The following is a 21,421-nucleotide window of genomic DNA, read 5'->3' as shown; positions in this document are numbered from 1 at the left end:
TCCGACCACGAGATAACAACGGGAGAAGAGTGATGCGATTCATGGCGATGACGGGCGCGGCGGCGCTTGCAATGGCGTTGGCGGCATGCTCGGGCGGAACCGGGACGACCAACGATGCCGCGATGAACGACACCGCCTTTGGCAATGACATGGGGCTCGACAACATGGTCGACGGCAACATGATGGCAGCCGGCGGTACCGCGATCGCCGCGCTCAAGACCGCCGACGGCAAGGATGCCGGTAGCGCCACCGTCACCGAGGCCGATGGCGCGCTCCACGTTACGCTCACCGCGACCGGGCTGCCGGCGGGCACGCACGCGGTCCATATCCACACGACCGGCAAGTGCGATGCACCGACCTTCGAGACCGCGGGCGGCCACTGGAACCCGACCGGCGCCCATCACGGCATCAACAACGCCGAATCGCCGCGGCCGCATCTGGGCGACCTGCCCAACATGGACGTCGGCGCGGATGGCAACGGCACGCTCGATTTCGACGTCGCCGGCGCGACCCTTGCGGGCCTGCTCGATACCGACGGTGCCGCGCTGGTGGTGCACGCCGATGCCGACGACCTCAAGAGCGATCCGTCGGGCAATGCCGGCGGCCGGATCGCCTGCGGTGTGATCACGGCGCAATAGCGCCGGCACACGTTGACATCGACCATGCCGCATGATCGGATGCTGCATGGTATCGCTAACGAGACGCGCCATGCTGGGTGGCATGGCAGCATCGGGCGTCGCGGCAACCGCGGCGCCCGTTTCGCCGAACTGGTCGAATTTGCGGAGCGCCTTCTCGGTCCCCGACTGGTTCCGCGATGCCAAGTTCGGCATCTGGGCGCATTGGAGCGCGCAATGCGTGCCCGAGGCGGGCGATTGGTACGGGCGGCTGATGTACGTCCAGGGTCACCCGATGTACGCGCACCATCTCGCGCATTACGGGCACCCGGCGGATACCGGCTTCATCGAGATCGAGAATCGCTGGAAGGCCGAACATTGGCAGCCAGAGGCATTGATCGACCTCTACAAGCGAGCGGGCGCCAAATATTTCATGGCGCTGGGTTGCCATCACGACAATCTCGACGCGTTCGATAGCGCACACCACGCCTGGAACAGCACGCGCGTCGGGCCGAAGCGCGATATCGTCGGCACATGGGAAAAGGCGGTGCGCCGGGCCGGGCTGCGCTTCGGGATCAGCAATCACAGCTCGCACGCCTGGCACTGGTGGCAGACCGCTTACGGCTACGACGCCGAAGGCCCGCGCGCGGGCGAGCGCTACGACGCGTTCAAGCTGACCAAGGCGGACGGCAAGGGCACATGGTGGGACGGCCTCGACCCGCAGGATCTCTATTGCGGGCCCAGTTTCGTCTCGCCCGACGGCATCGGCTCGATCGCGGCGATGAACGCCTGGCACGACGTCCACGATGGCCGCTGGATGGAATTCGTGCCGCCGCAGAACCCGGCCTTCGCCGCCAACTGGCTCGCGCGGCAGAAGGACATGGTCGAGAAATACCGACCAGATGTGGTCTATCTCGACGATACCGGCCTGCCGTTCGGCAGTTACGGCATCGAGGCGCTCGCGCATTATTACGCGCAAGGGAAGGGCGCCGATGGCGGGCTCGATGTGGTGCTTACGGCGAAGAAGCTCACCGATTATCAGCGCGGCGCGTTGGTGGAAGATGTCGAGCGCGGTTTTTCCGACCGCCTGCGACCCGAGCCGTGGCAGACGTGTACCTGTATCGGCGACTGGCATTACAATCGCGCGCGCTTCGAGCAGAAAAGCTATGTGCCCGCCGAACAGGTGATCCAGCGGCTGTGCGATGTGGTGGCGAAGAACGGCAATCTGCTGCTGTCGATTCCCGTGCGCGGCGACGGTACGATCGATAGCGAGGAGGAAAAGATCGTCGCCGGCATCACGCGCTGGATGGCGCGAAACGGCGAGGCAGCGATCTATAGATCGCGACCGTGGCGGATCTTCGGCGAAGGCCCGACCGCCGTGCCCGTCGGCGTGATGAACGAGGGCGAGGCTAAGCCCTTCACCGCTGAGGACGTGCGGTTCACGGTCAAGGACGGCGCGCTGTGCGCGATCCTGCTTGCATGGCCAACCGGGCCGGTGACGATCGCCGCGCTGGGGCGCGATGCGCTTCCCGGTGCGACGATCGAGCATGTGCGTCTGGTCGGCGGAGGGCCGCTTGCGATCGATCGCAGCGATGCCGGGCTTCGGCTGGCGTTGCCGCCGGCGGGTGCGGGCGATGTCGTGCCCGTCGTGCGGATCGAGGGCAGGGGGCTTGCCGCCACCTGACCGTCAGAACAACTCGCCTTGCGCGCCTGCGGGCGGCCGAAACAGATCGGTGCGCAACACGATCCGCTCGTTGGCGAGCCCGTAGCGCCTGCACGCGAGTATGAAGCGTGTGCGGATCAACTCGGCCCACGGCCCTTGCCCGCGCATCCGGGTGAAGAATTCGGGATCGTTGTCCCGCCCGTCGCGGATCGAATTGATAATCGCCATCACCTTGCCCGCGCGGTCGGGAAAGTGCGTCTCCAGCCAGGCGCGAAACAGCGGCGCGACCTCGTGCGGCAGCCGTACCGGCAGGAAGAACGCGCCACGCGCGCCCGATTCGGCGGCGCGCTCGATGATGTGCTCGATCTCATGGTCGGTGATCGCGGGAATGACGGGGGCAATCGAGACATAAACGGAGACGCCCGCATCGGCGAGCCGCCGCACCGCTGTCAGCCGTCGTTCCGGGGCGGGCGCACGGGGTTCGAGCGTCATCGCGATCCGCGGATCGAGCGAGGTTATCGATACCGCTACCGCCACCAGCCCCTTGCGGGCCATCGGTTCGAGCAGGTCGAGATCGCGCAGCACGCGATTCGATTTGGTGGTGATCGTCAGCGGATGCTGCGTCTGGGCGAGCAGTTCGATGCAACCGCGCGTAATCTTCCAGGTGCCTTCGATCGGCTGGTATGGATCGGTATTGGTGCCGAATGCGATCGGCCGGACGGCATAGCCCCGTTTCGCCAGCGCCTCGCGGAGCAAGGCAGGCGCACCGGGCTTGGCGAACAGCCGGCTCTCGAAATCGAGGCCCGGCGACAAGTCGTGATAGGCATGGGTGGGTCGCGCGAAACAATAGATGCAGCCATGCTCGCAGCCCCGATACGGATTCACCGATCGATCGAAACCGATGTCGGGTGACGTGTTGTAGGTGAGGATCGTCCTGGGCTTTTCGATCGTGATCGTCGTGCGCAGCGGGGGAGGGGCGCCATCGATCGCGGCGCGTGCATCGAGCCAGTCGCCTCGTGCGTTTGGGGCAGGTTGAAGCGCTTGCTCTCGCGGTTGAGGGTGGCGCCGCGCACGGCGCGCTGCTTGATCGCCATTGACAAAGGCATAGCGCTCGCTCCAGAACATATCAAGAACGATTACGGGAGACAGTGATGACCGCGCGGATCAATTATCTCGAGCTTCCCGTCGCCGATACGGGGGCCGCAAAGACCTTCTACGGCGCCGCGTTCGGGTGGAGCTTCACCGATTTCGGCCCGACCTATGCCGCAACGACGAGCGGTGATACCGATATCGGTTTTCAGGCGGACGCAAAGGCCAAGACCGCCGCTGCGCTGCCGGTGATCGAGGTCGACGATCTCGAATCCGCCGAGGCCGCGGTTTGGACCGCAGGCTGCACGATAACAGCGCCGATTTTCGCTTTTCCCGGCGGCAGACGCTTCCATTTCCGTGATCCCGATGGCCATGAGATCGCGGTGATGCAGCCCGCGGTGGAATAGGGCTGCCGCGCGTCCAATACGGCCTTCCTAACGCTCCCGGAGGCGCGGCATCAGTTCGACGAAGTTGCAGGGCTTATGGCGGCTGTCGAGCTGGTCTTTGAGAATGCCGTCCCATCCGTCTTTGACCGCTCCGGTCGAGCCGGGCAGTGCAAAGATATAGGTGCCGCGCGCGACACAGGCGCACGCGCGCGACTGCACCGTCGAGGTGCCGATCGACTGGAAACTCAGCCACCGGAACAACTCGCCGAAGCCGGGGATCATCTTATCCGCGACTTGGCCGATGGCCTCCGGGGTCACGTCGCGCCCGGTAACGCCGGTGCCGCCGGTGGTGATGACGCAATCGATCATGGGGTCGTCGATCCAGGCGGCGAGGCGCGCCACGATCGCGGCGACGTCGTCTTTCGCGATCGCACGATCCGCAAGCGTGTGCCCGGCGGTCTCGATCCGTGCCACGAGAATATCACCCGACCGATCGTCCGCGAAGGTGCGTGTATCGGATATGGTGAGAACCGCGATCCTGACCGGGAGGAACGCGGCTGTTTCGTCAATCGGCACTGGCGGTCATCGTCGCGCGCGGCGTGTCGCCCATGCGGATCGCGGTGGCGCCCGACATTCCCGGGAACCGCGGCCACATGCCCTGTGCGAGTGCGGCGCGGCTCGGCGAGCCCTTCTTGCCCGTCTCACCTTCGTAGATCCAGTAATTGCGCAGCACCGTCGTCACATAGCCGCGGGTTTCCCAATAAGGGATCGATTCGATGTAGAGCAGCGGATCGCCATTGTCGCGCGTCGAGGCGTTCCAGGCGCTCACCGGCACCGGGCCGGCGTTATAGGCGGCGATCACCTTGGGAAGCAGCCCGCCGGTACAGGCCTGATCGCGAAGTTGCTCGAGATAGGATTGGCCGACCTCGATATTGGTCGAAGGCCGCGTCAGATCGGCCCGATCGATCACGCGGCCGTGCGCGCGGCCGATGTCGATCGCTGCGGCGGGCATGATCTGCATCAGACCATAGGCGCCGGCGGGGCTGACGACATCGGTGCGGAAGCGCGATTCCTGGAGCGTGTGGGCGTAGACGAGCGCCTTGTCGACGCGCCAGCCGCCGTCGGGTACCCAATCGGGGGCCGGGAACCGGGCCGAGGCGACCGCCGTCGCGCCGGCGGGCGCGTTATGCGCGAGCCAGAGCTGCGTGCTCGGCAGGTTCATCGCGGCGGTAACATGGATGAGTGCGGCATAATCGCTCGCGGCGCCGATCTCGGCCTGGTGGCGGATCACTTCGTCGGCGAGACGATTTTCACCGATTTCGACCAGCGCGGCGGCGACCTGCGCGTTGGGCCGATGTTCAAGCTGCGCCCAATCGGCCGAGACGTTGACGGGGCGGAACATCGGCGCATCGATCCCGAGCGCCTGCCGCGCGAGCTGGCCGTAGAAGGTCTCGTCATATTGCGCGGCGGTCTGGAGGTGACCCTGCACCTTGTCGGGACGGCCGCATGCCATGTCTGCGCGCGAGGCCCAATAGGCTCCGGCAGCGCGCATGTCCGAATCGCCCGCGCGGGTCGCCACCGCCTCGAATGAAGTGCCCGCGACGGCGCAATCGCGCTGGCGCCACGCCGCGAGCCCGGTGACCCAATGCGCCTGCACGCCCCATTCGCCGGGATCGCCGGCAGCGGTCGCGGCCACGCGCCGGGCGTTGGTGTCGTCACTTTCGAGATAATACATCCACGCGACGCGCTGACGCCATTCGGTCGTCGCTTCGGGGGTGAGGCCCTGGGTTTGCCCGAGCAACGCTTCCGCGCTCGCGCCATCATCCGCCTTGATGAACGGGCGCATTTCCACGGCAAGCGCAGCGGACGCGGCGTCGCTGATGCCTTTCGCGCGGCGCCGCGACGGTGCGCCCGCGATCCAACGCAGGTCATGCACTTCGGGCAACGGCGGCAGATCGGCATCGGTTGCGCCGCGCAGCGCGGCAAGACGCGATAGCTGTGCTGCTTGTGGAAGCTCGGGCGCTTCCCGCAGCAGCGCCAGTAACGGATCGAGCGCGACTTTGGGGCTGCCGGCGGCGGTATAAAGCTCGGCCCGCGCGATCGCGTGGAGCGGCCCCGGCTTCATCAGATCGAGCCCGAGTTGCGCGTCCGTCCAGCGTTTGTCGCGGATCGCCGCGAAGACGGCGCGATAGCCTTCGCGCTGGCGGGCGTCGAGTTGGGCAGGGATGGCGGCACCACGATCGGCCCCCACACGCGGCACGCGGGTATCTACGGCGGTGTCGGCAGGGGCGGCCAAGGCTGGCGCAGAAAATGCGGCAAACGCGCAGACCAGTAGCCATCCTCGCATCATGCCAACCCCCCGGCCACCAATTGCAAGTCTTTCCACGCTTCCGCCTTGCGCGTGGGTTGTTCGAGCAGGAACCGCGGCGGGAAGCTGGCGACCGTCTCGGCTTGTCCGCCGGCATGGTTAAGGACATGCAAACAACCGCGTCCTGCGGCCGCGTTGACCCCGAGCAACGCACGGCTCGCCGCATTACCCATCAGCAACAACCGCCTAGGACGGCACAGAGCGAGCCGATGAAGGGCAATTTCTGCGAGCGGCGGGCCGAGATCGGCGGGGATCTGACCCGACATCGGTCGGATTGCGCAGAGCGGCGCGAGATAGACGCTCGATCGATCGCGCCCGATCGCGGCAAGCATACGATCGAACAATATGCCTGCGGCCCCACTGAGCAAGGTATCGCCATCGTCGCGCTCGGGCATGTCGACCACGATCGCAAGGTCAGCGGCGGGGTTGCCGCGCGCGGCGATCGGGGCGCCGGGCCATCCGGCCTCGGGAGCGCCCGGGCCAATGCGCCACGTCTCGAACGCGTCGATTGTGTCAGGCAGTGCCGCGGGTTGAGCGGGAGCAGGGGCGGCAATCTGGTCCGCCGGGCGTGCCTCCGCCGCGCGTGGCTCGCGCAGCCACGCGCGCGGCGCATCGTCGACCAGCGTATCGACGCCGGCCTCGTGCCACCAATCGAGCGCGCTTGCCGCCGCGTGCCGCCAGTTGATGTTCTGATCTGCCCCCATATCGCGATCAATAGAGTCACTGGTTGACGAGCCGGTCAATTGGCAGGCACTGACCCTCGGACAGGACGTTGCTGCAACACGACGAGCGCAAGTCGGCAACGCGGCGTGGAGAGATTTTGTGAGCGAACGTGAATCGATGCCTTATGACGTGGTGATCGTCGGCGCCGGCCCCGCGGGGCTGGCAGCGGCGATCCGGCTCAAGCAGCGTGCGACCGAAACAGGGCGCGACCTTTCGGTCTGCATCCTCGAAAAGGGCTCCGAAGTCGGCGCGCATATCCTGTCGGGCGCGGTGGTCGATCCCAAGGCGCTCGACGAACTGCTGCCCGATTGGCGCAATATGGACTGCCCGCTCGCCGAGACGCCGGTGACCGAAAATCATCATTGGATCTTGAGCGAAACCGCCAAGCGCGAAATGCCGCATTTCATGTTGCCGCCGCTGATGAGCAACAAGGGGACCTATACCGGCAGCCTCGGCAACCTGTGCCGCTGGCTTGCCGGGCAGGCCGAGGCACTGGGGGTGGAGATATTCCCCGGCTTCGCGGCGGCCGAAATCCTGTTCAACGACGACGGCTCGGTGAAGGGGGTGGCGACCGGCGACATGGGCGTCGCGCGCGACGGCACGCACAAGCCCGATTACCAGCCGGGGCTCGAACTGCACGCCAAATATACCTTCCTTGCCGAAGGCGTGCGCGGACATCTTTCCAAAGAACTGATCCGCCAGTTCGATCTCGCGCGCGACAGTCAGCCGCAGGTCTATGGATTGGGCATCAAGGAATTGTGGGACATCGCGCCTGAAAAGCACGTCCCCGGTCGCGTTATCCACACGCAGGGCTGGCCCTTGGGCGAGGACGCGAACGGCGGCGGTTTTCTCTATCATCAGGCAGGCGGGCAGGTTGCGCTCGGCTTCGTCACCTGGCTCAATTACCGTAACCCGTATCTCTCGCCCTTTCAGGAAATGCAGCGCTGGAAGACGCATCCTGCGATCCGTGCGGTGCTCGAAGGCGGCAAGCGCGTCTCGTACGGCGCGCGTGCGATCAACGACGGCGGCTGGCAATCGGTGCCCAAGCTGGTGTTTCCGGGCGGCGCGCTGATCGGTTGCTCGGCAGGTTTCGTCAACGTGCCGCGGATCAAGGGCTCACACACCGCGATGAAGACCGCGATGATGGCCGCCGACGCCGCGTTCGAAGCGATCGAAGCGGGGCGCGAGCATGACGAACTCACGGCCTATCCGGCCGCTTATGAGAAAAGCTGGGTCTACAAGGAACTCAAGAAGGTTCGCAACGTCGTGCCGCTGGTCAAGAAATATGGCGATTTCCTCGGCTCGGGGCTGGCGGGGGTCACGATGTGGGCCGAACAGCTCGGCATCACGATGCCATTCACGCTCGGCCATCATCCCGACCACGAGAGCCTGTGGCGCAAGGATCTGGTGCGGCCGATTTCCTATCCCAAGCCCGACGGTGTGATCAGTTTCGATCGGCTGTCGTCGGTGTTCCTCTCCAACACCAATCACGTGGAGGACCAGCCGGTCCACCTGACGCTGCGCGATCCCGACATTCCGGTCGATTACGATCTGCCGATGTACGACGAACCGGCGCAGCGTTATTGCCCCGCGGGCGTTTACGAGATCGTCGGCGAGGAAGAAGGCAATCCGAAGTTCGTGATCAACGCCCAGAATTGCGTCCATTGCAAAACGTGCGACATCAAGGATCCCACCCAGAACATCAATTGGGTGGTCCCCGAAGGCGGTGGAGGCCCCAATTATCCGAATATGTAAGCCCGCGCTGATCGTCGCGCTTCTCGCTGGTACATTCGCCGTGCCCGCAGCGGCAAGCACGCGCCCCGCCGATCTTGCCGACTATATCAAAGCCCGAGCGGCCGATGCCGAGGGCGATGCGCGCCGCGCCGCTCTGGGGTATGCCGCCGCGCTTGATGCGGCCCCGGCCAACGAACTGGTCGCGATCCGCGCCTATCGCGCGGCGATGGAGGCAGGCGACGCGGCGCTTGCCGATCGCGCGCTCAGCGTTCTCGAACGTTCGGGCGTTGCGCCGCAAGACAGCGCCTTGTGGCGGCTCGCCGGCGCGGTAGCGGCGAAGGACGACAAGGCGGCGACCCGCGCGATCGACGATTTACGCCGCGGACCACTTGCCTTCACCATGCCGATCCTGAGGGCCTGGCAAGCCGTCGGCCGTAAGCGTGATCCCTTTGCGGCGCTCGATACGGCCGCCGACAACCCGCTATTCAAGCGCTATGGCGCCGAAAATCGTGCGCTGCTCCGAATCGCGCGCGGCGATATCGACGGCGGCCTTGCCGGTATCCGGGCGGTTTCCGGCCTTGACCAGTCGGGCATCGACACGCGGATCAATGCCGCGCGATTGCTCGCCGGGAGCGGGCACACGGCACAGGCGCACGCGCTGCTGGCCGGCAACGATCCCGAAGTCGCGGCGGTTGCGGCAGGGTTGGGCAAGGGCGCCAAGCCGTCGTTCGGTTTCGGGGTATCGCAGCTCTTCACGCGGCTGGCGGGCGATCTGGCGATCGGTGATCCGACGCCGCTGTCGATCGTGCTGATGCGCGCGGCGTTGCGCGCCGATCCCGGCAACGATCGCGCGCGGTTGCTGCTCGCAGCGTCGTTGAGCGATCTCGGCGAGACCGAACTCGCGCTCGAAACCCTCGATGCGGTCGATGTCAGTGGCTCGTTCGGGCCTGCTGCGGCCGATGCCCGTGTGACCGTGCTCGCCAACGCGGGTCAAGACGCCCGAGCGCTTGCCGCGGCGGCGGCGCTTGCAGAAGCGCCCGATGCCGGCGTCGCGGCCGCACAGCGTTACGGCGACCAACTCGTCAACGCTGCACGCTATACCGACGCGGCGAGGATGTACGACACCGCGATCACGCGCGCGGGGGGGCGCGCGACCTGGCTGCTCTGGCTTCAGAAAGGTGGCGCGCTGGAGCAGGCGGGCGATTGGAAAAATGCGCGGCCGGCGCTCGAAAAGGCGCTCAAACTGGCGCCCAACGAGCCGATCGTGCTCAATTACCTGGGGTACTCGTCGCTCGAACATGGTGGCGATCCCGCCAAAGCGCTGGCGCTCGTCGAACGGGCGAGCGCGCTGGAACCCGATGATCCCGCGATCACCGACTCGCTGGCTTGGGCGTATTTCCGGCTAGGTGATCTCGCCAAGGCGTTGCCGCTGCTTCAGGAGGCCGCCAGGAAATCGCCCGCCGATGTCGAGATCAACGAGCACCTTGGGGATGCCTATTGGAAGGCAGGCCGCGAATATGAGGCGCGCTATGCCTGGCGCGCCGCCGCGATCTATGCCGAGGGCGACGACGCCAAACGGCTCGCCGGCAAGATCGAAGGCGGGATGGGCGCGCAGGAGAGCGCGGCGCGGTGATCGTCGAACGCGCGCCGGCCAAGATCAATCTCGCGCTCCACGTTCGGCATCGCCGGCCGGACGGCTATCACGCGATCGAGACGCTGTTCGCTTTTGCGCGCGACGGCGATGCCGTCAGCGTCGAACTCGCTGCCGCGTCAAGCTTTACGATCACGGGGCCGTTTGCGGCGGCCCTTTCGACGCTGGACAATCTGGTTCTGGCGGCGATCGAGGCGTTCGCCAGCGCATTCGGCACACCCGGGCCGCTCGCAATCGGCCTCGACAAGAACCTGCCGGTTGCCTCTGGGATTGGCGGTGGCTCCGCCGATGCCGCGGCGGTGCTGCGGGCGCTCGCTCGGCTGACGCAGGTCTCGCCGGACGATCCCCGGTTGGCCGCCTGTGCGGTTGAGTTGGGGGCCGATGTTCCGGCGTGCCTTTTGGGCCGCGCCGCGCTTGGCACCGGACGGGGCGAACAACTCGCGCCGCTCGACGGCCTGGCAGGCACACCGCTGCTGCTCGTCAACCCGCGCGTGGCGGTTTCGACCGCCGCCGTTTTCGCGCGGTGGGACGGCGAGGACCGCGGCCCGATCGCCGAGGGCGGATTGCTCGACCGCGCGCTAAGCGGCCGCAACGATCTCGAAGCGCCCGCGCGGGCGATCGCGCCGGTCATCGGTGATGTCCTGGCGGTGCTGGGCAGTACCGGCGCCCCGCTGCTCACGCGGATGTCGGGGTCGGGTGCGACTTGTTTCGCGCTCTATCGCGATGCCACCGAACGCGCGCATGCCGCAGCCGCGATTCGGGCGAGCCATCCCGACTGGTGGTGTCTCGAATCGGCGCTCGCGTGATAGGGGAGCAACCGAACGTGGATATATCGACCCCCGGGAGTGATTCATGAGCCGACCGACGATCCTCGACGGCGATGCGGATATCCTGCTGCTGTGCGATCATGCTTCGAACGTGGTTCCCGAAGGCATCGCGCTGGGGATCGCGCCCGAGTTACTCGATCTCCACATCGCGATCGATATCGGCGCCGAACCGCTGACGCGCGCGCTTGCCGAACGTCTCGACGCGCCCGCGATCCTCGCCACGGTGTCGCGACTCGTGATCGATCTGCATCGCGAGCCCGATCATCCCGCGCTGATCCCGACGGCGAGCGACGGCCACGTCATTCCGGGCAACGCGGTAGCCGATCGCGACGAGCGGATCGATCGTTTCCATCGGCCGTATCATGAGGCGCTCGCGCGGCTGATCGATACGCGGGCGCCCAAGCTGTTGGCGTCGATCCACAGCTTCACGCCGCAACTCGAAAACGGCGGCACGCCGCGACGTTGGGAAGCCGGCATCCTGTATAACGAGGACGACCGCGCGGCGCAGGTGGCGATCGCGTTGCTCCGCGCGAAGCATATCGAGGTCGGCGACAACGAGCCCTATTCGGGGCGGTTACTCAATGCGACGCTCAACCGTCACGGCGAAGCGCGGGGACTGCCCTATCTCGCGATCGAAGTGCGCAACGATTTGATCTCGGACAGCGCGGGTGTCGCGCGTTGGACAGAAATCCTGACCGAAATTATCGCCGAGACGCGCAACAGGGTTGCGTAGCGCGATGCGTTGGGGAAATAGGCTGTCGTCATGACCCGTCATTTCGATAAATCCCGCCTGCCGAGCCGCTATGTGTCGGTCGGCCCCGAACGTGCCCCGCAACGCAGCTATTATTACGCGATGGGGATACCCGAGGAGGATATCGCCAAGCCCTTCGTCGGGCTGGCGAGCGCCGGCAACGACAGCGCGCCGTGCAATATCACGCTCGACATGCAGGCGGATGCCGCGCGCGCGGGTGTGATCGCGGGTGGCGGGATGCCGCGCCGGTTCAACACGATCACCGTCACCGACGGGATCGCGATGGGGCACCAGGGGATGAAATCATCGCTGGTCAGCCGCGAGGTGATCGCCGACTCGGTCGAATTGTCGGTGCGCGGGCATTGCTACGACGCGCTCGTCACCTTCGCGGGATGCGACAAATCGCTGCCGGGCATGATGATGGCGATGCTGCGGCTCAACGTGCCGTCGATCTTCGTCTATGGCGGGTCGATCCTGCCGGGCCATTTCAAAGGCGACGACGTCACCGTGATCGACGTGTTCGAGGCGGTCGGCAAGCACGCCGCGGGCGGGTGTCCGCTCCACGAACTGATCGCGCTCGAAAAGGTCGCCTGCCCCGGCGCGGGCGCGTGCGGTGGCCAATATACCGCCAACACGATGGCGTGCGTGGGTGAGGCGATCGGGTTGTCGCTGCCCAATTCCAATATGATGCCTGCGCCTTATCCCGATCGCGCCAGCCTGGCGGTGGCGGCGGGTGAACAGGTGATGGCGCTGGTCGAGCGCAACCTGCGCCCGCGCGACATCTGCACGCGCGCGGCGTTCGAAAATGCGGCGCGCGTCGTTGCGGCGACCGGCGGTTCGACCAACGCCGCGCTCCATCTGCCCGCGATGGCAAGCGAGGTGGGCATCGATTTCGACCTGTTTGACGTTGCCGAGGTATTCAAATCAACGCCTTACATCGCCGACCTGAAACCGGGTGGAAGGTATGTCGCCAAGGATATGTACGAGGCCGGCGGCGTCTACATGCTGATGAAGACGATGCTTGCCGAAGGGTTGCTCGACGGCAATTGCATCACGGTCACCGGCAAGACGCTCGGCGAGAATATCGACGAGGTGACGTGGAACCCTGACCAGAAGGTGATCCGCGACGCCAGGACGCCGATCACGCCGACGGGCGGCGTCGTGGGCTTGCGCGGCACGCTGGCGCCCGACGGGGCGATCGTGAAGGTCGCAGGCATGAAGCGGCTGCGCTTCGAAGGCCCGGCACGGGTGTTCGATTGCGAGGAAGCGGCGTTCGAGGCGGTCGAGAATCGCGAGATCGCCGAAGGCTCGGTGATCGTGATCCGCTACGAAGGCCCCAAGGGTGGCCCCGGCATGCGCGAGATGCTGGCGACCACTGCCGCGCTCTATGGGCAGGGGATGGGCGAAAAGGTTGCGCTTATCACCGACGGCCGTTTTTCGGGCGGCACGCGCGGCTTCTGTATCGGCCATGTCGGCCCCGAAGCGGCCGACGGCGGCCCGATCGCGCTGATCGAGGACGGCGATACGATCCGTATCGACGCGGTCGAGGGCACGATCGACCTCGATGTCGGCGAGGATATTCTCGCCGAGCGTCGCACGCGCTGGCAGGCGCGCACCAACGATTACGGTTCGGGCGCGCTGTGGCGCTATGCGCAGAACGTCGGCCCGGCCTATAAAGGCGCGGTCACCCATCCGGGAGCCCGAGCCGAACGCCATGTCTACGCGGATATCTGAGAAAAGCCGGCTTTCCCTGACCCGTCATGCCGGATTTGCCACGGTGGTGCTGCTACTGAGCACGGTCGCGGCGTGCGGGCAGCGCCCGGCCGGGGAGCAGGCTCGCAACACGCAATCTGACGCGCAATCCATCGACCCTGCGGCTGACGATCACATCTTCTGCGCGCTCGACGGCGCCGCCGGCTTCACGCGCGATTGCACAATCGACCACGATGGCGATACCATCACCGTCCGCAATCCCGATGGCGGCTTCCATCGCTTCGTCATCGCTGGCGACGGCAGCGTAAGTGCCGCCGACGGCGCCGAGGCCGCGCAGGTCACGGCGCGGACGCAAGGGATGAGCGAGGTCTCGATCGGTGGCGACCGCTATCGCTATCGTCTGCCGGCGACACCATGACGCCGATCGCTGGTCAGCCCGTCCTCACCGCCAACGAGATGCGGGCGGCAGAGCAGCAGGCGATCGATGCCGGGGGTTCGGTCGAAGCGTTGATGGAACGAGCAGGCCGCGAGGTGGCGCGCGCGGTTGCCCGCCTGGCCTCGCGCGCACCCGTTCTCGTCCTGTGTGGCCCCGGCAATAATGGCGGCGACGGCTATGTCGCGGCGCGGTTTCTTGCCGGGATCGGGCTCGATGTTCGTGTCGCGGCGAGCGCTGCCCCCGCGACCGCTGCGGCGCGCGCCGCGAGGGCGGGGTGGTCCGGCCCGGTTACGCCTGTCGCCGATGCCCAACCCGCGGCGATCCTGGTCGACGCGCTGTTCGGCACCGGGCTGAAGCGTCCGCTTGATCCCGCACTGGCCGATTGCCTCCGTACCCTGGCGGGCAAGGCGCGGCGCACCATCGCGGTCGACCTGCCGAGCGGCGTTACCACCGACGATGCGCGCACGCTGGGCGACGTGCCGATTTTCGACGTGACGCTTGCGCTCGGCGCGTTCAAGCCGGCGCATCTCCTCCAGCCCGCAGCGCGTCACTGCGGCGAAACCCGCCTGCTCGACATCGGAGTCGATGTACGGAGCGATCTCCATGTTATTGAAAAACCGTCCTTGCGTACACCCGACGCCGACTCACACAAATATAATCGCGGGATGGTCACCATCGTCGGCGGCGCGATGACCGGGGCGTCGTTGCTGGCGGCGGAGGCGGCGATGCGCGCGGGTGCGGGGTATGTCGCGCTGCTCGGCGGCCAGGGTGGCGGGCCGCATGCGCTTGTCCACAAGTCGTTCGACGACGATGCGCTCGATGACGATCGTATCGGCGCGCTCCTGATCGGCCCCGGGCTCGGCCGCGACGACGGGGCGGCGCGCCGGCTCGATCGCGCGCTCGCCACGGCGCACCGCCTCGTGCTCGACGGTGACGCACTGCATCTGCTGAAAGACCGGATGGCCGTTCTGGAATCGCGCGCAGCCCCTGTCATCCTCACCCCGCATGCCGGCGAGTTCGCGGCGTTGTTCGGCGAGGGCGAGGGCAGCAAGATCGACCGCGCCCGGGCGGCCGCCCGCGAGACCGGCGCGATCGTGGTTTTCAAGGGCGCGGATACCGTTGTCGCCGCACCGGATGGGCGCGCACGAATTGTGGGCGACACCAATGATTGGCTTTCGACCGCGGGCACCGGCGACGTGCTCGCCGGGGTGATTTCGGCGATGCTCGCGGGCGGCATGCCTCCATTCGAGGCGGCGACGGCGGGGGTGTGGCTACACGCCGACGCCGCGCGGCGCCTTGGTGCTGCCTTCATTGCCGACGATCTCGCGGCCATGCTGACCGAATCGAGGGCATCGTTGTGAGCGACGACGAGATCGTGCGCGTCGCTGCGCGTGGCGAGGGCATGACCGAGGCCGGCCGCGCCGTGCCGCTTGCCGCGCCGGGCGACAGGCTCACCCCCACTGGCGACGTGCTTCCCGGCCCGCACCATCTGACGCCGCCATGCAAGCACTATCCACGTTGTGGGGGTTGCCAGCTTCAACACCTCGATGACAGCGCCTATGCGCGCTACCTGGTCGAGCGGATCGAAGGTGCGCTCGCCGCGCAGGGGCTGGAAACCGACATTCGCCCGCCGCCGCTATCGCCCGATCGCAGCCGCCGCCGCGCCGTGCTCCATGCCGAGCGGCGCGGGCGCCAGGTCTGGATCGGCTTCACCGAGGCGCGCAGCCACGCCTTGGTCGATATGGAGCAATGCTGGGTGATCGCGCCCGATCTGTTCGATCTCGTCCAGCCATTGCGCGGGCTGCTTGCCGCGATCCTGCCCGGATCGCGCCGCGCCAATCTGACGCTGACGCGCACCGATCAGGGCCTGGACGTGCTGATCGAAGGAATCGAAGCCGATGGATTGGCCGCCGCAGAGGGGCTTACCGCCTTCGCGCAGCGCCACAATCTCGCGCGTCTTGCGATCGACAGCGGTTACGGGCCAGAGGCGCGCTGGGAGCCAGAGCCGGTGACGATCACGCTTGGCGGCGTGCCGGTGTCGTTTCCACCCGCCGCGTTTCTGCAAGCAACACCCGAGGGTGAGGCGGCGCTGGTCGCCGCGGTACGTGAGGCGATCGGGCCCGCCACGACGACCGCCGATCTGTTCGCCGGCCTCGGCACTTTCGCGCTGTCGATCCCGGGCAAGGTCTACGCCGCGGAGGCGGCGCGCGACGCCAGCCTCGGCCTCAAGGCGGCGGCCGCGCGCGCGCAGCGGCCGGTGTTCGTCGAGCATCGCGATCTGTATCGCCGCCCGTTGACCGCCGACGAACTCGGGCGGTTCGAGGCCGTGGTGCTCGATCCGCCGCGTGCGGGTGCCCGGGAGCAGGCGACAGCATTGGCGCAATCGACCGCGCCAAAGATTGCTTATGTTTCGTGCAATCCGAGCACGTTTGCACGCGATGCAAAGGAATTGGTCGAAGGCGGCTATACGCTCGACTGGATCCAGCCGGTCGGCCAGTTCCGCTGGTCGACGCATGTCGAGCTGGCGGCGCGGCTCAGCCGTCAAGGATAATCGGCGCGGACGAAATACAGGCCGTCGGGCGGGGCGTTGAGCCCCAGCGCGGCCCGATCGCGCGCGGCGAGCGCGGCGGCGATATCGTCGGGGGTCCACTTTCCCTGGCCAACCAGTGAGAGACAACCCACCATCGAGCGTACCTGATGGTGGAGGAACGATCGCGCGGAGACGTGGATCATGATGCCGTCGTCGGTCTCGGTCACGTCAAGGCGGTCAAGCGTTCGCAACGGGCTGTTGGCCTGGCAATGCGCCGAGCGGAAGGTCGTGAAATCGTGTCTACCCAACAGTCTGTTGGCGCCTTCTTGCATCAATTCTCTATCGAGCGGGGTAGGGATGCGCCATGCAAACCCCTTGGCGAGCGTCAACGGCGCGCGCCGGGTGACGATCCGATATTCGTAATGCCGCGCGATACACGAGAAGCGTGCGTGCCAATCGTCGGGGACGACCTCGCAGCCGAGGATCGCTACCGGTGCGGGCCGCATCACCGAATTGAGCGCTTCCATCAGCCGGAATGGCGCGAAGGCGCGCGCGATATCGACATGCGCGCGCATCCCCAGCGCATGTACCCCGGCATCGGTTCGGCCGGCGGCGTGGACCACCGTTTCCTCGCCAGTGATCGTGTGCGCCGCGTCCTCGATCGTCTGCTGGACGCTCGGCCCGTGCGCCTGGCGCTGCCAGCCCATGAAGGGCGTGCCGTCATATTCGACGGTGAGTGCGAACCGTGTCACAAACGGGTGCCGACGGGGATCGGGAAGCCGCGCAGCAATTCATCCGCGCTCATGACACCGCGGCCGGCGCGCTGGACGAGGATCGGCTCGATCGCGCCGACGGCGCAGGCGATCGTCAACTCGCCGTCGAGCACCGTTCCCGCACCGCCCCGGCCGTCGGCCATCGCCGCCGAGAGCACGCGGATTCGCTCGCCATTGTGTTCGAACCACGCCCCCGGCGGGTTGAATGCGCGCACCTGTCGCGCGACCTGTGCCGCGTCCTGCGTGAAATCGAGCCGAGCCTCGGCCTTGTCGATCTTGCCGGCATAGGTGACGCCATCCTGAGGCTGCGGGTGGGGAGGAAAGCCGTCGAGATCGGCCAGGACATCGATCATCAACACTGCGCCCATCGCGCTCAACTCTTCGGTGAGCGCGCCCGCGGTTTTGCCGTCGATCGGGGTCCGCGCTTCGAGTCGCACCGGCCCGGTGTCGAGCCCGGCTTCCATCTGCATGATCCCCACCCCGGTCTGGGCGTCGCCGGCAAGGATCGCGCGCTGGATCGGTGCGGCGCCGCGCCACCGCGGCAGCAGCGAAGCGTGGACGTTGAGGCAGCCGTGACGCGGCGCATCGAGCACCGCTTGCGGCAGGATCAGTCCGTAGGCCGCGACCACCGCGACATCGGCGTCGAGCGCGGCCAGTGCCGCTTGCTCATCGGCGGTTTTCAGGGAGACCGGCGACCGTACCGCGATCCCGAGTGCGGTGGCGCGCGCGTCAACGGGTGACGGCAATAGCTTCTTGCCGCGCCCCGCGCGCCGTGGTGGCTGCGTGTACGCCGCGACGACCTCGTGCCTCGCTTCGACCAGCGCGTCGAGCACCGGCACCGCGAAATCGGGGGTTCCCATGAAAATGATGCGCATCCAGCCCCTGTCGCCGCTTGGCAGGGCAGGGCGCAAGCCCTTATCTATCGTCGCTATGGCATCCCCCGAGATCGAGGCGCTGACGCAAGCGCTTGCCCGCCTTCCCGGGCTCGGCCCGCGGTCGGCCCGGCGCGCCGTCCTCCATCTGCTCAAGAAGCGCGCCGCCGCGCTCGAACCGCTGCGTGTCGCGCTGGAGGCGGTCGACGAGCGGCTCGCGACCTGTTCGGTCTGCGGCAATGTCGATACGACCAATCCTTGTGGTATCTGTGCCGATCCGCGCCGCGACGATCGCGCGCTCTGCGTGGTCGAGGATGTCGCCGACCTTTGGGCGCTCGAACGCTCGCGGCTTTTCCCGGGCAGATTCCATGTGCTCGGCGGCCGGCTTTCGGCCCTCGAGGGCGTGCGGCCGGAGGATCTGTCGATCGATTCGCTCGTTCGCCGGATCGAAGCGGGCGGGGTGGACGAGGTCGTGCTGGCGATGAACGCCACGCTCGAGGGCCAGACGACCGCGCATTACATCGCCGAGCGGATCGAGCGGTTTCCGGTGCGCGTCACCCAGTTGGCGCATGGGCTGCCGGTGGGGGGCGAACTCGATTACCTCGATGAAGGTACGCTGGCGCAGGCGCTCAGGGCGCGGCGTCCTGTCGCTTGACGTCGGCGTGCGCGCAACCTAGCTCACCGGAATATGGCCGTGCTCGAAATCCTCGAAATTCCCGATCCGCGGCTGCGCGCGGTGGCGAAACCCGTTGCGCAGGTGGACGATGCCGTCCGCACGCTGATCGATGATATGTTCGAGACGATGTACGATGCGCGGGGAATCGGCCTTGCCGCGACCCAACTCGGTATCGAGCAGCGGGTACTCGTCATCGATCTTCAGGAACGCGAGAGCGAAGCGGAGGAAGGCGTCCCGGTTCGCGACCCGCACGCCTTCGTCAATCCGGAGCTTTTGTGGGTCAGCGACGACGTTTCGGTCTATAACGAGGGCTGCCTGTCGATCCCCGAGCAATATGCCGAAGTCGAACGCCCCGCGCGTTGCCGGGTCAAATGGCTCGACCGTGACGGCAAGCCCCACGAACAGGAGTTCGACGGGCTGATGGCGACGTGCATGCAGCACGAGATCGACCATCTGAACGGGGTGCTGTTCATCGATCACCTCTCGCGCCTCAAGCGCGACATGGTGGTCAAGAAGCTCACGAAGATGCGCAAGAACGCGGCATAAGCTCCTGGTATCTATTCTACCGGCCCGCAATAACTTAACCCGATACCGTCCCACATCTTCGAACTGACGAGCATCGCGCGGGCCGATTCGGCGAAGCGAAGCTCGATCGTGTCGCCGGTCCGGTTTCCTTCCGCGAGGCAGGTTGCGGCGATGTCGTAGCCGCCGGGTGCCTTTTCGATCTTGTCGAAGGTGCAGGATACCTCGCCCGCGGTATCGAGGCGCCGTTCATGGAACCGCCACGCTCCCGTCGCGCATAGTTGCCGGGTCGCTGCCCAGCGGCCGACATAGCGATAAGCGGCATCGGCAGGGGGCAAGCTGCCCGCCGCGGTTGCGGGCGGTGGCGTTGCGGCGGCGTCGCTTCCGGCAGGCGCCAGGTCGTCTCGAGAGGACGAACCGTCGGCGCCCACCGCGACACTCTCATCCGGGGGCACTTCGGTAAATTCCATATTGCCTGCCGCCTGTGTCGTCTGTGCATCGCTCGCATTCTGCGGCGCCTGCTGGCATGCCGCGAGACACAATCCGGCCGTGAGAAGCACAATCCGCATCGTCGCTCTCCTTTTGCCGCGATGACGCCAACGGCGCTGGTGGCAAGGATGTTCCCCTTGTCGACGAGCCGCGCGGGCGGTAAGTTCGTGCTTCGTTCCGCCTCTGGAGAGCCGATTTGGACGTTCTTGCCGCCATCCTGATCGTGGCCATGCTCGCAATAGGGCTCGCGCTCGGCTGGTTCGCGGGCAACCGCGGCGCCGCAACAATGCGTGCCGAGCGTGACGCGCGGGCCGAGGATGTCCGCAAGGCGATCACCGATCTTGCCGGCGCGGAGGAGCGCGCCAGGGCGGTCGACGGGCTGCGCGCCGAACTGGTCGCGCTCCGCGACGAGCGCGATGGCGCGCGTACCGAGCTTGCGACGCTCAAGGCCGACGCACGCGCCTTCGAGGCGCGGCTGACGGAGTTGAAGGAGGCCAAGGACGTCATGGCGTCGCAATTCGCCGAGGTCGCCAACAAGCTGCTCGGCGAGGCGCAGGCGAGCTTTCTCGAACGCGCGCAGCAGCGCTTCACCCAGGCAGGCGAATCGAACGAAGCCAAGCTCAAGGCGCTGCTCCAGCCGGTCGAACACACGCTCAAACGCTACGAGGAGAATGTCGCCAAGGTCGAGACCGAGCGTAAGGAAGCCTATGGCAATCTCACCGGGCTGATCGACGCGATGCGGATCGGGCAGGAATCGGTGCGCGGCGAGGCGGCGAAGCTCGTCAATGCGCTGCGCTCGGCGCCCAAGGCGCGCGGCCGCTGGGGTGAGCAGCAATTGCGCAACGTGCTCGAGACCTGCGGATTGGCCGAACACACCGATTTCGAGATGGAGGTCAGCGTCGAGAGCGAGGGCGGTCGACTGCGCCCCGACGCGATCGTGCGCATTCCCGGCGGCAAGAGCCTGGTGATCGACGCCAAGGTATCGCTGAACGCCTATCAGGACGCGCACGGCGCGGTCGACGAGACCGAGCGCGCGACCCACATGGCGGCGCACGTCGCCTCGATGAAGACGCACATCAACGCGCTGGGCGCCAAGGCGTATCAGACGCAGTTTGAGGATACGCCCGATTATGTGATCATGTTCGTGCCCGGCGAGCATTTCCTTTCGGCCGCGCTCGATTCCACGCCCGACCTTTGGGATTACGCTTTCGACCGCCGCGTGCTGATCGCGACGCCGACCAACCTGATCGCGATCGCGCGGACGGTAGCGGCGGTCTGGCGACAGGAAAAACTCGCCGGCGAGGCGCGAGAGATCGCGGCGCTCGGCAAGGAACTCCATGCGCGGCTGGCGGTGATGGGCGGCCATGTCTCGCGGCTGGGAAAGAATCTCGAAACCGCGATGGGCGCGTATAATGCCTTCGTCGGCAGCCTCGAATCGCAGGTAATGACAAGCGCCAAACGCTTCGAAACGCTCAATATCGATACCGCGGGCAAGTCGATCGACGCGCTGCCGGTGGTCGAACAATCACCGCGCCCGCTGACCAAGCTCGCCGCCGTGCAAGAGGTCGATGCCGAGGCGGCGGAGTAACCCGTCACCCCGGCGG

20 protein-coding genes and 1 pseudogene are annotated in these 21,421 nt (G+C 66.7%); 14 read left to right on the top strand and 7 right to left on the bottom strand.

From position 1 onward, the window contains the following. The first annotated feature begins 32 nt into the window (after positions 1-32). Both DFR49_RS02105 and DFR49_RS02100 read left to right on the top strand, forming a co-directional pair. A complete protein-coding gene (locus tag DFR49_RS02105) occupies positions 33-638 on the top strand; it encodes a superoxide dismutase family protein (RefSeq protein ID WP_245968200.1) in 606 nt (201 codons plus the stop codon). A 70-nt stretch (positions 639-708) separates the two neighbouring features. Next, positions 709-2,298: an alpha-L-fucosidase gene (locus DFR49_RS02100; protein ID WP_245968199.1), complete on the top strand. Its 1,590-nt coding sequence runs from the start codon at positions 709-711 to the stop codon at positions 2,296-2,298. A 3-nt stretch (positions 2,299-2,301) separates the two neighbouring features. Here DFR49_RS02100 and DFR49_RS02095 read toward each other — a convergent pair. Beyond that, positions 2,302-3,371: pseudogene (locus DFR49_RS02095) on the bottom strand (PA0069 family radical SAM protein). Between the two features lie 57 nt (positions 3,372-3,428). Between DFR49_RS02095 and DFR49_RS02090 the strand changes: the two are divergent. After that, positions 3,429-3,773 carry a VOC family protein gene (locus tag DFR49_RS02090; RefSeq protein WP_119034374.1) on the top strand — a complete coding sequence of 115 codons (345 nt, stop codon included), beginning with the start codon at positions 3,429-3,431 and terminating at the stop codon, positions 3,771-3,773. Between the two features lie 27 nt (positions 3,774-3,800). On the opposite strand, the gene moaB is transcribed toward DFR49_RS02090, so the two are convergent. The 3 genes from moaB to DFR49_RS02075 are packed head-to-tail and all read right to left on the bottom strand — an operon-like array spanning position 3,801 to position 6,824. Next, positions 3,801-4,328: a molybdenum cofactor biosynthesis protein B gene (gene moaB / locus DFR49_RS02085; protein ID WP_119034373.1), complete on the bottom strand. Its 528-nt coding sequence runs from the start codon at positions 4,326-4,328 to the stop codon at positions 3,801-3,803. Beyond that, a complete protein-coding gene (locus DFR49_RS02080) occupies positions 4,318-6,099 on the bottom strand; it encodes a lytic transglycosylase domain-containing protein (protein WP_119035236.1) in 1,782 nt (593 codons plus the stop codon). Before DFR49_RS02080 ends, moaB begins: the two co-directional genes overlap by 11 nt. Beyond that, positions 6,099-6,824 (bottom strand): uracil-DNA glycosylase family protein, encoded by a 726-nt coding sequence (locus DFR49_RS02075; RefSeq protein WP_119034372.1) that lies wholly within the window; start codon positions 6,822-6,824, stop codon positions 6,099-6,101. Before DFR49_RS02075 ends, DFR49_RS02080 begins: the two co-directional genes overlap by 1 nt. A 136-nt stretch (positions 6,825-6,960) precedes the next feature. On the opposite strand from DFR49_RS02075, the gene DFR49_RS02070 reads away from it, so the two are divergent. Genes DFR49_RS02070 through DFR49_RS02035 form a run of 8 tightly spaced genes read left to right on the top strand, consistent with a single transcriptional unit; the run spans position 6,961 to position 16,506 of the window. Then, complete coding sequence (locus tag DFR49_RS02070) at positions 6,961-8,598, top strand: electron transfer flavoprotein-ubiquinone oxidoreductase (RefSeq protein ID WP_119035235.1); 1,638 nt, start codon at positions 6,961-6,963, stop codon at positions 8,596-8,598. Positions 8,599-8,638: 40 nt separating this feature from the next. Next, positions 8,639-10,210 (top strand): tetratricopeptide repeat protein, encoded by a 1,572-nt coding sequence (locus DFR49_RS02065; RefSeq protein ID WP_119034371.1) that lies wholly within the window; start codon positions 8,639-8,641, stop codon positions 10,208-10,210. Beyond that, entirely contained in the window at positions 10,207-11,034 is an 828-nt protein-coding gene (locus DFR49_RS02060; RefSeq protein ID WP_119034370.1) for a 4-(cytidine 5'-diphospho)-2-C-methyl-D-erythritol kinase, read from the top strand. The genes DFR49_RS02065 and DFR49_RS02060 overlap by 4 nt, the downstream gene beginning before the upstream one ends. Positions 11,035-11,080: 46 nt before the next feature. After that, a complete protein-coding gene (locus DFR49_RS02055; protein ID WP_119034369.1) occupies positions 11,081-11,788 on the top strand; it encodes an N-formylglutamate amidohydrolase in 708 nt (235 codons plus the stop codon). A 30-nt stretch (positions 11,789-11,818) separates the two neighbouring features. Next, positions 11,819-13,540, top strand: a complete 1,722-nt coding sequence (gene ilvD / locus DFR49_RS02050; RefSeq protein ID WP_119034368.1) for a dihydroxy-acid dehydratase — start codon at positions 11,819-11,821, stop codon at positions 13,538-13,540. Positions 13,541-13,583: 43 nt separating this feature from the next. Then, positions 13,584-13,937, top strand: coding sequence for a hypothetical protein (locus DFR49_RS02045; RefSeq protein WP_245968196.1), 354 nt, complete (start codon positions 13,584-13,586; stop codon positions 13,935-13,937). Next, entirely contained in the window at positions 13,934-15,316 is a 1,383-nt protein-coding gene (locus DFR49_RS02040; protein ID WP_119034367.1) for an NAD(P)H-hydrate dehydratase, read from the top strand. The genes DFR49_RS02045 and DFR49_RS02040 overlap by 4 nt, the downstream gene beginning before the upstream one ends. Next, positions 15,313-16,506 (top strand): class I SAM-dependent RNA methyltransferase, encoded by a 1,194-nt coding sequence (locus DFR49_RS02035; RefSeq protein WP_245968195.1) that lies wholly within the window; start codon positions 15,313-15,315, stop codon positions 16,504-16,506. The genes DFR49_RS02040 and DFR49_RS02035 overlap by 4 nt, the downstream gene beginning before the upstream one ends. On the opposite strand, the gene truA is transcribed toward DFR49_RS02035, so the two are convergent. Continuing rightward, positions 16,497-17,237, bottom strand: a complete 741-nt coding sequence (gene truA, locus DFR49_RS02030) for a tRNA pseudouridine(38-40) synthase TruA (RefSeq protein WP_119034366.1) — start codon at positions 17,235-17,237, stop codon at positions 16,497-16,499. The two genes, DFR49_RS02035 and truA, sit on opposite strands and share 10 nt — an antisense overlap. Further along, a complete protein-coding gene (fmt, locus tag DFR49_RS02025; RefSeq protein ID WP_119034365.1) occupies positions 17,234-18,133 on the bottom strand; it encodes a methionyl-tRNA formyltransferase in 900 nt (299 codons plus the stop codon). Before fmt ends, truA begins: the two co-directional genes overlap by 4 nt. A 55-nt stretch (positions 18,134-18,188) precedes the next feature. Here fmt and recR point away from each other — a divergent pair, with 55 nt between their 5' ends. Both recR and def read left to right on the top strand, forming a co-directional pair. Next, positions 18,189-18,785 carry a recombination mediator RecR gene (gene recR, locus DFR49_RS02020; RefSeq protein ID WP_119034364.1) on the top strand — a complete coding sequence of 199 codons (597 nt, stop codon included), beginning with the start codon at positions 18,189-18,191 and terminating at the stop codon, positions 18,783-18,785. A 33-nt stretch (positions 18,786-18,818) separates the two neighbouring features. Continuing rightward, positions 18,819-19,352, top strand: a complete 534-nt coding sequence (def, locus tag DFR49_RS02015) for a peptide deformylase (protein WP_119034363.1) — start codon at positions 18,819-18,821, stop codon at positions 19,350-19,352. A gap of 11 nt (positions 19,353-19,363) precedes the next feature. On the opposite strand, the gene DFR49_RS02010 is transcribed toward def, so the two are convergent. After that, entirely contained in the window at positions 19,364-19,897 is a 534-nt protein-coding gene (locus tag DFR49_RS02010; protein ID WP_119034362.1) for a hypothetical protein, read from the bottom strand. 149 nt (positions 19,898-20,046) lie between these two features. Here DFR49_RS02010 and DFR49_RS02005 point away from each other — a divergent pair, with 149 nt between their 5' ends. After that, positions 20,047-21,405: a DNA recombination protein RmuC gene (locus DFR49_RS02005; RefSeq protein ID WP_119035232.1), complete on the top strand. Its 1,359-nt coding sequence runs from the start codon at positions 20,047-20,049 to the stop codon at positions 21,403-21,405. The last annotated feature ends 16 nt before the right edge of the window (positions 21,406-21,421 follow it).

This window comes from Hephaestia caeni, assembly GCF_003550065.1.
Taxonomy (GTDB): domain Bacteria; phylum Pseudomonadota; class Alphaproteobacteria; order Sphingomonadales; family Sphingomonadaceae; genus Sphingomonas; species Sphingomonas caeni_A.
This window is presented reverse-complemented; position numbering and strand designations above follow the sequence as displayed.

Bases quoted from the DNA above. Each gene is read 5' to 3' on its own strand.
- DFR49_RS02105 (WP_245968200.1), top strand. From the start codon at position 33: ATGCGATTCATGGCGATGACGGGCGCGGCGGCGCTTGCAATGGCGTTG.
- DFR49_RS02100 (WP_245968199.1), top strand. From the start codon at position 709: ATGCTGGGTGGCATGGCAGCATCGGGCGTCGCGGCAACCGCGGCGCCC.
- DFR49_RS02090 (WP_119034374.1), top strand. From the start codon at position 3,429: ATGACCGCGCGGATCAATTATCTCGAGCTTCCCGTCGCCGATACGGGG.
- DFR49_RS02080 (WP_119035236.1), bottom strand. From the start codon at position 6,099: ATGCGAGGATGGCTACTGGTCTGCGCGTTTGCCGCATTTTCTGCGCCA.
- DFR49_RS02075 (WP_119034372.1), bottom strand. From the start codon at position 6,824: ATGGGGGCAGATCAGAACATCAACTGGCGGCACGCGGCGGCAAGCGCG.
- DFR49_RS02070 (WP_119035235.1), top strand. From the start codon at position 6,961: ATGCCTTATGACGTGGTGATCGTCGGCGCCGGCCCCGCGGGGCTGGCA.
- DFR49_RS02055 (WP_119034369.1), top strand. From the start codon at position 11,081: ATGAGCCGACCGACGATCCTCGACGGCGATGCGGATATCCTGCTGCTG.
- ilvD (WP_119034368.1), top strand. From the start codon at position 11,819: ATGACCCGTCATTTCGATAAATCCCGCCTGCCGAGCCGCTATGTGTCG.
- DFR49_RS02040 (WP_119034367.1), top strand. From the start codon at position 13,934: ATGACGCCGATCGCTGGTCAGCCCGTCCTCACCGCCAACGAGATGCGG.
- fmt (WP_119034365.1), bottom strand. From the start codon at position 18,133: ATGCGCATCATTTTCATGGGAACCCCCGATTTCGCGGTGCCGGTGCTC.
- recR (WP_119034364.1), top strand. From the start codon at position 18,189: ATGGCATCCCCCGAGATCGAGGCGCTGACGCAAGCGCTTGCCCGCCTT.
- def (WP_119034363.1), top strand. From the start codon at position 18,819: ATGGCCGTGCTCGAAATCCTCGAAATTCCCGATCCGCGGCTGCGCGCG.
- DFR49_RS02010 (WP_119034362.1), bottom strand. From the start codon at position 19,897: ATGCGGATTGTGCTTCTCACGGCCGGATTGTGTCTCGCGGCATGCCAG.
- DFR49_RS02005 (WP_119035232.1), top strand. From the start codon at position 20,047: ATGCTCGCAATAGGGCTCGCGCTCGGCTGGTTCGCGGGCAACCGCGGC.